The organism is Pseudomonas palleroniana (assembly GCF_003031675.1).
In the GTDB taxonomy this organism is placed as follows: domain Bacteria; phylum Pseudomonadota; class Gammaproteobacteria; order Pseudomonadales; family Pseudomonadaceae; genus Aquipseudomonas; species Aquipseudomonas palleroniana.
In genome coordinates this window covers 46,542-56,264 of the sequence record NZ_PYWX01000033.1, presented here as the reverse complement: position 1 = coordinate 56,264, position 9,723 = coordinate 46,542, and the positions used below count along the sequence as shown (strand labels likewise).

The following is a 9,723-nucleotide window of genomic DNA, read 5'->3' as shown; positions in this document are numbered from 1 at the left end:
CAACCAGCCAAACCTCGAATGCGCACCACGGGCACTGATGTTGATGTTCTCGGCCACGCTGGACAGCGGGATGATGCCTTCCTTCTTGCGATCCTCCGGGCACAGCAACACCCCGGCGGCAATCGCGTCGCGAGGCGAGCGCAGCGGCAATGGCTCACCACAGAGTTCCAGCGTGCCGGCGCTGGCACGCTCCAAGCCGCTGAGCAGGCGCAACAGCTCGGTGCGCCCGGCCCCGACCAGCCCGAACAACCCAAGAATCTCGCCTTTGCGCACCTCAAAACTGATCGGCTCGCGCAAGCCCGAGCCAAGCAGGCCGTCGACCTTGAGCGCCACCGCGCCCTGTTCGCGCGCACGGTAGTCGTAGATATCCTGGATATCGCGACCGACCATGCAGGTCACCAACTGGTCGTGGGTCAGAGCGCGCATGTCGTCGAAGGTGCGCACGAAGCGGCCGTCCTTGAACACGGTCACCGCATCGCAAATACGGAACACCTCTTCCATGCGATGGGACACGTACAGCACCACTTTGCCCTCATCGCGCAAGCGCGCAATGATCGCCATCAAGCGGTCGATCTCCCGCGCCGACAGGCTGCTGGTCGGCTCGTCGAAGGCAATCACATGGGCGCCACGGGACAGTGCCTTGGCGATTTCCACCAGCTGGCGCTGGCCCAGCGACAGGCGTCCCAGCTTTTCGTCCGGATCGATCTCATCGGCCAAGCCCTTGAGGCACGCCAGCGCCTGCTTGCGCAGCTGGCTTCGATTGACCACGCCAAAGCGCGTCGGCAAGTGCCCGAGGAACAGGTTCTCGGCCACGCTCATTTCCGGCACCAGGTGCAACTCCTGATGGATCACCGCGACACCGCTGGCAATGCTGTCGGCGGCGCATTTGAAGGCCATGGTCTGCTCGCCGATCTGCACCGTGCCGCTGCTTGGGATGTAGGCACCGCCAAGGATCTTCAACAGCGTCGACTTGCCCGCGCCATTCTCGCCCATCAAGGCGTGCACCTGCCCCGGGTGGGCGGTGAAGCAGATGCCGTCCAGCGCCTTGACCCCGGGAAAGGTCTTGCCGATACCGTCAAACCGCAGGGCCGCAGCCATCATTTCCACAGCCCGATCTTGGTCAGTTCTTCCTTGAAGTTCGCACGGGTGATCAGCGTCACTTCGTCCATGGCGGTGTACTTAGGCGGCTCGGTACCTTTGGTGACCCACTCGTACATCATCAGCGCGGTGTTGTAGCCCTCGATATGCGGGCTGGGCAGCATGGAACCGAAGAAGCCGCTGTTGGCCTTCTTCAATTCGCCGATGGCGTCGGTGCCGTTGATGCCGATACCGATCACGTTGGCGGCGGCAAACCCTGCGCTTTCGGTGGCGCGCACGCCGCCGAGCACGGTGTTGTCGTTCATGCCCCCGATGATCAGGTTCTTCGCGCCGCTGGGCAACTTGACCAGGGCCGAGTTGGTGGCGTCCATGCTGCCGGGAACGTCGAGCGTCTTGAGCGCGGCAGTGAGGATGTGGTCCTTGGGAATGCCGGCTTCTTCCAGGGATTTGATCGAACCATCGGTACGTTTTTTACCGGTGTCGAGCTCGTTGAAGGTATTGATCACCGCATAGGTATCCTTCCAGTCCCAGCCACGTTTTTTCGCTTCGGCGGCCATCGCGGCGCCCTGCTTCTGGCCCACTTCAAAGGCGGCCATGCCCAGGTACGGCACGTCTTCCATGAAGTTGCCCTTGGCATCGACAAAGCGATCATCCACCGCAATCACTTTCAAGCCGTTGGCCTTGGCCTTGGCGACAATCGCCGGGCCGAGGGAGACATCCGGCGGGCAGATCACAAAGCCCTTGGCGCCGTTGGCGGCCAGGCTGTCGATGGCCGAGAGGGTTTTCTCGCCGTCGGGCACGGCGATCTTGATCACCGTGAAACCATGTTCCTTGCCGGCTTTTTCGGCAAACGCCCATTCGGTCTGGAACCACGGTTCTTCGGCCTGCTTGACCAGAAAACCAATCTTCACTTCTTCAGCGGCCAGCAGCAGGCCACTCAGGCTCAGGGCCGAGACCGCCACCGCGGTGCAGCACAGGGAACGGATACCACGACGAAGATTCATACGGGTGACTCCTTATTGTTGTTTTCAAGTCTGGTTGTTTAACCGGCAAAGCGGTGACAGGGTGTGCCTGGCACGTCGACCTCGATGGCCAGCAGCGCACCATCCAGGGGATGATCCAAGGGGCTGGCGGCACTGGTGATATACAGGGTGGTCAGGTTCGGCCCACCGAAGACACAACTGGTGGGCCGGCTGACGGGTAACTCGATGATGCGGTCCACCTCCCCCGTGGGCGTCAGGCGCAGCAGGCAACTGCCGTCCCAGCGTGCGTTCCAGAGGTAGCCTTCGGCGTCCATCGCCGAGCCGTCCGGGCCGCCGCGGCTGTGCGGACCGAACCAGACCTGTGGCGCTGCCAACTGGCCGTCGGGCTGGATCGAATACTGGTAAAGCGTACCGTCCAGGCTGTCGCCAAAATGCACCTGGGTCCCCTCCTCATTCCACAGCAACGTGTTGGGAATGCCCAGGCCCCGCAGCAACGGCGTGACCTGTGCATCGGCGTCGATACGGAACAGCCCGCCGGAACGCCGGGTAATCGGCAGGTCTTCACCGTGTTCGCCGATATTGTTCTGCATGGTGCCCAGCCAGAGGCGGCCCTGGGCATCGCAGCGCGCTTCATTGCCACGGTTGCCCGGCTGCGGGTCGGCCACACAGAGCAGCGTCAAGGCTTCGGTGCTCAGGTCGAGGCGATACACGCCACTGCTCAACGTCACCAGCGCGTCGCCCCGGGCACACGGGATAAACGCCGAGACGTGCTCGGGCAGCTGCCAGATCTGCAACTGCCCGTTCATCAGGCGCAGTGCCTGTTTGCCGGCAATATTGACCCAATACAACGCCTGGGTCGGCACGTCCCAGAACGGGCCTTCGCCCAATTGTGCACGGTGTGCAGTGACCGCATGACACGACATGGAACCTCCGGGTGCCTTACAGCGAATCGCGCGATGGCGTGCCATTCACCAGGCGCTGGATACGCAATGGGTTGGCGTTTTTCAACGCGTCGGGCAGCAGGCTATCAGGGTAATTCTGGAAGCACACCGGGCGCAGGAAACGGTCGATGGCCAGGGTGCCGACCGAGGTGCCACGCGCATCCGAGGTCGCCGGGTACGGGCCGCCATGCACCATCGAATCGCACACTTCCACGCCGGTCGGGTAGCCGTTGAGCAGGATGCGCCCGACCTTCTGCTCCAGCAGCGGCGTGAGCGCAGCGAACTGGTGCAGGTCGGCCGGCTCGCCAATGATCGTCGCCGTGAGCTGACCCTGCAGGCCGTGCAAGGCGGCGTCGAGTTGCGCCGGATCGGCCACTTCGACAAACACCGTGGTGGGGCCGAACACTTCTTCCTGCAAAACGTCATCGCCATCGATCAGCAGACGGGCATCGGCCTTGAACAACTGCGGCTGCGCCTGGTTGCCGGTTTGGGCATTCCCCGCCAGGTGTTGAATACCCGGATGCGCCAGCAGCTTTTGCAAGCCTTTGCCGTAGCTGCCAAGCGTGCCGGCGTTGAGCATGGTCTGCGCCGGTTGCTCACCGATCAACTGCGCCACCTGCTGGGTGAACGTGGTGAACGCCGGCGAAGCGATACCGATCACCAGGCCAGGGTTGGTGCAGAACTGGCCGCAGCCTTGCACCACCGAGGCGGTCAGGTCGCGGGCGATGGTGTCGGCACGCGCTTGCAGGGCCTCGGGCAACACGATCACCGGGTTGATGCTCGACATTTCGGCGAACACCGGGATCGGCTGCGGGCGTGCCGCCGCCATATCGCACAGGGCACGCCCGCCTTTGAGCGAACCGGTAAACCCCACCGCCTGGATCGCCGGGTGCTTGACCAGCGCCTCACCGACGCCACCGCCAAAGATCATGTTGAACACGCCCGCCGGCATTTCGGTGGCCTCGGCCGCACGAATAATTGCGTTGGCCACCTGTTCAGCCGTGGCCATGTGCCCGCTGTGCGCCTTGAAGACCACCGGGCAACCAGCCGCCAGCGCAGCGGCGGTGTCACCGCCGGCCGTGGAAAACGCCAGCGGAAAGTTGCTTGCACCGAACACCGCGACCGGGCCCAGGCCGATGCGGTATTGGCGCAGATCCGGACGTGGCAATGGTTGGCGATCCGGCAAGGCCTTGTCGATGCGCGCACCGTAGAAATCACCACGGCGCAGCACGCTGGCGAACAGACGCATCTGGCCGCTGGTACGTGCGCGTTCACCCTTGATACGGGCGGCGGGCAATGCGGTTTCGCGGCACACCAGCTCAACGAAGTTGTCGCTCAGCGCGTCCAGCTCATCGGCAATGGCGTCCAGGAACTGTGCACGACGTGCGGCACTCAAGGCACGGTAGGCTGGATAAGCTTGCGCTGCGGCCTGGGCGGCGGCGTCGACTTCCTGCGCGGTGGCCTGGTAGAAATCCTGCGGCAAGGCTTCGCCGGTGACGGCGTCGATGCTTTGCAGCTTGACGCTGCCGTTGCCGCTACGTTGGCCGCCGATGTAGTTGTGGCCGAGGAACTGGGTCATGTCGATCTCCTTAAAGGGGCACTACTTGGCCGGGTTCGAATGCCGCGTCAACGCTGCCGACGCTGTTGACCAGCGGTGCGCCGAACTCGGCCTGGCTGATCTCGAAGACATCGCCCGGTTGGGTACGTATACCGTCGGCAAATGACAGCGTGGCGGTGCCGAAGAAATGGATGTGCACATCGCCAGGCTTGAGGAACTGACGGTATTTGAAGTGGTGGTACTCGAGGTTTTCCAGGCTGTGGCACATATTGGCCTCGCCGCTGAGGAACTCGTTCTGCCAGATCACCTCGCCATTGCGCAGGATGCGGCTGGTGCCGGCCAGGTGCTGGGGCAACTCACCAACGCGCAACTCCGGGCCATAGCTGCAACTGCGCAGTTTGGAATGGGCCAGGTACAGGTAGTTCTTGCGCTCCATCACGTGGTCGGAGAACTCGTTGCCCACCGCGAAGCCCAGGCGATACGGCCGGCTGTCCGGGCCGATCACATAGAGGCCGCCGATTTCCGGTTCTTCACCGGCGTCTTCGGCAAACGGCGGCACCGCGAAGGCCTGGCCCGGACGCACGACGATGCTGCCATCGCCCTTGTAGAACCATTCCGGTTGCACACCGGCCTGGCCGGCGGCGGGTTTACCGCCCTCCACGCCCCACTTGAAGATGCGCATGGTGTCGGTCAGTGCGCTGTCGTCACCGGCCTGGTGCATTTTGTCGCGTGCGGCGGCGCTGCCCAGGTGGGTCAGGCCGGTGCCGCTGATGAGCATATGGGCCGGGTCCGGATGGTCCAGCGGGGGCAGGATCTGCTGCCCGGCCAGCAAGGCCGCGTAGTCGTGGCTGGCGCCCAGGCCGAGGCTCTCCACCTGCTGCTGCAACTTGACGCCCGCCTCGATGGCGGCCAGCGCCAGTTCTCGCACGCTGTGGGCCGTCCGCACTTCGCGCAGTTGATGGCCGTCCACTACGCCGACGCGACGCTCACCGTTGTGCAACTCGAACTGAACTAAACGCATGAAGCTTCTCCTCCATTAAGTACGGGTGGCGCCACGGGCACTGGCGGCGAATTGGTCGGCGGGCAGTACATGCTTGAGTTCCAGCAGGCGGTAGACCACGCCGGTCAGCAACAACCCGAACACCATTACGCCAGACAGGAAGTACAAGCCCGAGGCCAGGTTGCCGGTGTACTCCTTGAGCGCACCGATCACGAACGGGCCGATATAGCCACCGAGGTTGCCCACCGAGTTGATCAAGGCAATGCCCGCTGCCGCACTGGCGCCGGCAAAGAACCGCCCCGGCAAGGTCCAGAACACCGCCGTGCAGGAAAACAGCGCGAACGCCGCCAGGCACAGCGCCGCCATTTGCAGCACCGGCAGACTCAGCCAGGCACTGCAGAACAGGCCGATGGCCCCCAACACATAAAGCACCGCGAGATGGCCGTAACGGTCGTTCAAGCGATCGGAACTGCGCGGGATGATCAGCAGGCCGATGATGCCGAAGACATAGGGCACGGCCGAGATGAAACCGGTGACCAGGTCAGTGCCACCGAACTGTTTGATCAGGGTCGGCAGCCACAGGCCCAGGCCATAGATGCTCAGGGTGACCGGCAGATAGAACAGCGCCAGCAGCAACACGCGCTTGTCTTTCAAGGCGTGCAGTGGGTTGCCGTGACGGGTCTGGCCGTAGGCTTGCAAGTCTTTGGTGAGTTCACCGGTCAACCAGGCCTTCTCGTCGTCGCTCATCCAGCTGACCTGACGGGGACCGTCCGGCAGGTAACGCAGCACCGGCCAGGTCAGCAGCAGCGCCGGCGTGCCGATCACGATGAACAGCCACTGCCAGCCGTGCAGGCCGAGCAGGCCATCCATGCCCAGCAGGCCACCGGAGACCGGGCCGGTGATCATCATCGCGATGGGTTGGGACAGGATGAACAGCCCAAGGATCTTGCCGCGATGGCGTACCGGAAACCACTGGGTGATGTAGTAGAGCACGCCCGGAAAGAAGCCCGCCTCCGCCGCGCCCAGCAAAAAGCGCATCACATAGAAGCTGTGCGGGCCTTGCACGAAGGCCATGCCGATCGTGATCGCGCCCCAGGTCACCATGATGCGCGCAAACCAGCGGCGTGCGCCGAAGCGGTCGAGCATCAGGTTGCTGGGGATCTCGAACAGGAAGTAGCCAATAAAGAACAACCCGGCACCCAAGCCATAGGCGGCGTCGCCGATGCCGACATCGGCGCCCATGTGCAATTTGGCGAAGCCCACGGCGGAACGGTCCACGTAGGCGATCAGGTACAGCAGGATCAGGAAGGGAATCAATTTCAGCGTGATGCGCCGAATAAGCCGCAGTTCCTGGCTCATGGGTCGATCTCCGATTGTTGTTTTTATAGAAGCTCGGGGGACACCTCTCGCGAACATCCGCCAGGGTCATACCTCAGTTGAGACAAACTATATAGTATGACTATTTGCAAAACAACTCTTCCAAAGCAGGGTTTTTACGCTTATGTTTAGCCGCAGATAGAACATATAGTCATACAATAAGAGAATCGATCATGTCTGATAAAAAGCCCGGCCTACGCTCCGCCCAGTGGTTTGGTACTGCCGACAAGAACGGCTTCATGTACCGCAGCTGGATGAAGAACCAGGGCATTGCCGACCATCAGTTCCATGGCAAACCGATCATCGGCATCTGCAATACCTGGTCGGAGCTGACCCCGTGCAACGCGCACTTCCGCCAGATCGCCGAGCACGTCAAACGCGGCGTGATCGAGGCCGGCGGCTTCCCCGTGGAATTCCCGGTGTTCTCCAACGGCGAGTCGAACCTGCGCCCGACCGCCATGCTCACCCGCAACCTGGCGAGCATGGATGTGGAGGAAGCCATTCGCGGCAACCCCATCGACGGCGTGGTGCTGCTGACCGGCTGCGACAAGACCACCCCGGCCCTGCTGATGGGAGCGGCCAGTTGCGACGTACCGGCCATCGTGGTCACGGGTGGGCCGATGCTCAACGGCAAGCACAAGGGCCAGGACATCGGCTCGGGCACCGTGGTCTGGCAGCTCAGCGAACAGGTAAAGGCCGGCACCATCAGCCTGGATGATTTCCTTGCGGCAGAGGGTGGCATGTCGCGTTCGGCGGGCACCTGCAACACCATGGGCACCGCGTCGACCATGGCCTGCATGGCCGAGGCGCTGGGCACGTCGCTGCCCCACAACGCGGCAATACCGGCCGTGGATGCGCGGCGTTACGTGCTGGCGCATATGTCCGGCATGCGCGCCGTGGAGATGGTGCGCGAAGATTTGAAACTGTCGAAGATCCTCACCAAGGAAGCCTTTGAAAACGCGATTCGTGTGAACGCAGCCATCGGCGGTTCGACCAACGCCGTGATCCACTTGAAAGCCATCGCCGGGCGCATTGGCGTGGAACTCGACCTCGACGACTGGACCCGCATTGGCCGTGGCATGCCGACCATCGTCGACCTGCAGCCGTCGGGGCGTTTTCTGATGGAGGAGTTCTATTACGCCGGCGGCCTGCCCGCCGTGCTGCGCCGTCTGGGTGAAGCCAACCTGATCCCGCATCCGAATGCCCTGACCGTGAACGGTAAAACACTCGGCGAGAACACCCAGGACTCGCCGATCTACGGCCAGGACGAGGTCATCCGCACGCTCGACAATCCGATCCGCGCCGACGGCGGTATCTGCGTCTTGCGTGGCAACCTGGCGCCATTGGGTGCAGTCCTCAAGCCTTCGGCCGCCAGCCCCGAGCTGATGCAACACCGAGGCCGCGCGGTGGTGTTCGAGGACTTCGATATGTACAAGGCACGCATCAACGACCCGGAGCTGGACGTGGATGCCAACTCGATCCTGGTCATGAAAAACTGCGGCCCCAAGGGTTACCCAGGCATGGCGGAAGTCGGCAACATGGGCCTGCCGGCCAAGCTGCTGGCCCAGGGTGTCACCGATATGGTGCGCATCTCCGACGCACGCATGAGCGGCACCGCCTACGGCACGGTGGTCTTGCACGTCGCACCGGAAGCCGCAGCCGGCGGGCCGTTGGCTGCGGTGCAGGAAGGTGACTGGATCGAACTCGACTGCGCCAACGGCCGCTTGCACCTGGACATCCCCGACGCGGAGCTGGCAGCGCGCATGGCCGACCTCAAGCCCGCGCAGAAGCTGATCGTCGGTGGCTACCGCCAGTTGTATATCGACCATGTGTTGCAGGCCGACCAAGGCTGCGACTTTGACTTCCTGGTGGGTTGCCGTGGCGCTGAAGTCCCACGTCATTCCCACTAATTGGGATGCTATGATGCCGCGAATCTAAGTCAGAGCATCCCTGTCGTTATGGATCACCAGCCGCCCAAACCGCGCAAGAGCATGCATGCCCAGATCGTTCAGGACTTGGGCATGCACATCGTTTCCGGCCGCTTCAAGCCCGAAGAAAAACTGCCCCTGGAAGCCACGCTCTGCGAGGAATACAAGGTCAGCCGCTCGGTGTTGCGGGAGGCCACGCGAGTACTCAGCGCCAAGGGCCTGGTGTATTCCAAGCCGCGGGTCGGCGCGGTGGTGCGGCCGCGTGTGAAATGGCACCTGCTCGACCCGGACGTGTTGTCCTGGCTGATGCAGTCCACGCCCCATAGTGAGTTTTTCAACACCCTGGCCGGTGTACGGCGCATTCTCGAACCGGAAATCGCCGCGATGGCCGCGACCACCGCCACCGTCGAGGACATCGCCACGATCGAGGAGGCCTACCGTGGCATGGAGACCGCGCAGACTCACGAACAATTGCTGCAGGCCGACCTGGATTTTCACCGGGCCATCGCCGACGCCACGCGCAACGATTTGCTCGCCTACATGTGCAACATGCTGTCGCTGCCGTTGCGCGAGTCGATCAATATCACCAACCAACGTCCGGATATCCAGGGCCTCAGCCTGCCCCGGCACAAGGCGATCCTCACCGCGATCCAGAACCGAGACGCGCTCGGTGCCCGGCATGCTTCGCTGGTGCAGCTGGATGACACCCGTGTGGCGCTGGATACCGTGATGAATGTGTTGACGCCGTTGTAGGCTCGTTGCTCGCCTGAGTAAGCCTCCTCCCCCATCTCACATGGGAATCGACACAATTCTGGTGCCAGGTTGAAACCTGTGGCGA

8 protein-coding genes are annotated in these 9,723 nt (G+C 63.0%); 2 read left to right on the top strand and 6 right to left on the bottom strand.

The genetic code is table 11. The features are described 5' to 3' along the window. The 6 genes from C9383_RS12365 to C9383_RS12340 all read right to left on the bottom strand — a co-directional run. Positions 1–1,101 (bottom strand): ATP-binding cassette domain-containing protein (locus C9383_RS12365; RefSeq protein WP_107338869.1); only part of this gene is annotated, 1,101 nt, incomplete at its 3' end. Next, positions 1,098–2,102 carry a substrate-binding domain-containing protein gene (locus tag C9383_RS12360; protein WP_090371954.1) on the bottom strand — a complete coding sequence of 335 codons (1,005 nt, stop codon included), beginning with the start codon at positions 2,100–2,102 and terminating at the stop codon, positions 1,098–1,100. The genes C9383_RS12365 and C9383_RS12360, both read right to left, overlap by 4 nt. Positions 2,103–2,140: 38 nt before the next feature. Next, positions 2,141–3,004, bottom strand: coding sequence for an SMP-30/gluconolactonase/LRE family protein (locus C9383_RS12355; RefSeq protein WP_090371956.1), 864 nt, complete (start codon positions 3,002–3,004; stop codon positions 2,141–2,143). Between the two features lie 16 nt (positions 3,005–3,020). Further along, positions 3,021–4,601 (bottom strand): aldehyde dehydrogenase (NADP(+)), encoded by a 1,581-nt coding sequence (locus tag C9383_RS12350; protein ID WP_090371958.1) that lies wholly within the window; start codon positions 4,599–4,601, stop codon positions 3,021–3,023. Between the two features lie 10 nt (positions 4,602–4,611). Continuing rightward, on the bottom strand, positions 4,612–5,601 hold the full coding sequence (gene araD1, locus C9383_RS12345) for an AraD1 family protein (protein WP_090371961.1): 990 nt from the start codon (positions 5,599–5,601) through the stop codon (positions 4,612–4,614). Between the two features lie 15 nt (positions 5,602–5,616). Further along, positions 5,617–6,939 carry an MFS transporter gene (locus C9383_RS12340; RefSeq protein ID WP_090371963.1) on the bottom strand — a complete coding sequence of 441 codons (1,323 nt, stop codon included), beginning with the start codon at positions 6,937–6,939 and terminating at the stop codon, positions 5,617–5,619. 191 nt (positions 6,940–7,130) lie between these two features. On the opposite strand from C9383_RS12340, the gene C9383_RS12335 reads away from it, so the two are divergent. Continuing rightward, complete coding sequence (locus tag C9383_RS12335; protein ID WP_090371965.1) at positions 7,131–8,867, top strand: IlvD/Edd family dehydratase; 1,737 nt, start codon at positions 7,131–7,133, stop codon at positions 8,865–8,867. Between the two features lie 48 nt (positions 8,868–8,915). Beyond that, complete coding sequence (locus tag C9383_RS12330; protein WP_090371967.1) at positions 8,916–9,638, top strand: FadR/GntR family transcriptional regulator; 723 nt, start codon at positions 8,916–8,918, stop codon at positions 9,636–9,638. The last annotated feature ends 85 nt before the right edge of the window (positions 9,639–9,723 follow it).